We start from the raw sequence: 1,230 nt of genomic DNA, 5'->3' as shown, positions 1-1,230 counted from the left end.
CTGACCTGGGGTCGAACTATCCGGTGCAGGCGAACTGGGCGTACGAGCAGGGCTCGCGGCGGTTGACGGACTCGTGGGTGGTGCGAGCCGGCGCCAGCACGTGGGACTACGACGCGCACTACACGTATGACGCGGCGGGGAACGTGCTGAGCGTGGCTGATGCTCCCGAGGGCAAGCCTGCGGATGTGCAGTGTTTCGAGTATGACGGGTTGCGTCGTATGACGCAGGCGTGGTCGCAGGCGTCTACGGGGTGTGCGGCGGAGCCCTCGGTCGCGGGTGTCGGGGGTGTGGCGGGGTACTGGACGAGCTACCGGTTCGACGAGGTGGGTAATCGTACGAGTGTGGTCGAGCACGCCGCGGATTCGGATGGCGTTGATACGACGTTGTCGTACGGGTATCCGGACGCGGGGTCGGTGCAGCCTCATGCGGTGTCGTCGGTGACGGCGTCGGGTGGTGCGTCTGGTGGTTCGGCGGGTGGTTCGGCGGGGTCGTCGTCGTTCGGGTATGACGCGTCGGGGAACATGATGTCGCGTCAGGTGGCGGGTCAGGCGGCGCAGGCGCTCGTGTGGGACGCGGAGGGTGAGCTGGCCGAGGTCGCTGAGGGGTCGAGGGTCACGGGCCGGTATGTGTATACGGCCGATGGTGAGCGTTTGGTGCGTGCCGAGGGCGGGGAGACGACGTTGTTCTTGCCGGGTGGGACGGAGGTGACCGCTTCGGGTTCGGGCTCTGGTGTGACGGTGTCGGCGCGGCGGTACGTCCAGTTCGGTGGGCAGACGGTTGCGGTGCGTACGGGTGCGAGGGCGTCGGGGCTGACGACGGTCGTGGCGGATCATCACGGCACCGGGGTGGTGCAGGTGGACCAGGCGTCGAACACGCTCTCGCGGCGGTACACGGGCCCGTTCGGGCAGGAGCGCGGTACGGCGGCGTCCTGGACCGGGGATCGCGGGTTCCTGGACAAGTCGATGGATGCGTCCGGTCTGGTGGCTGTGGGTGCGCGGTACTACGACCCGGGCATCGGCCGGTTCATCAGCGTGGACCCGGTGATGGATCTGACGGATCCGCAGCAGTGGAACGCGTACTCGTATGCGAACAACAACCCGCTGACGTGGTCGGACCCGTCGGGGATGATCCCGATCGGTGCCGGTCATGTGGGGTACAACCCGAGGCAGAAGAACGACAAGCGTAAGTACGACACCTGCACACACTCGACATCGTGTGAGAAGACGGTCA

1 protein-coding gene is annotated in these 1,230 nt (G+C 67.0%); it reads left to right on the top strand.

Annotated features, from left to right (window positions below; translation table 11 throughout):
- Nucleotides 1-1,230: RHS repeat-associated core domain-containing protein (locus IEW03_RS20245; RefSeq protein ID WP_188525531.1), on the top strand; the 1,230-nt coding region annotated here is incomplete at both ends.

Source organism: Isoptericola cucumis, assembly GCF_014635665.1.
Classification (GTDB): Bacteria; Actinomycetota; Actinomycetes; order Actinomycetales; family Cellulomonadaceae; genus Isoptericola; species Isoptericola cucumis.
This window is presented reverse-complemented; position numbering and strand designations above follow the sequence as displayed.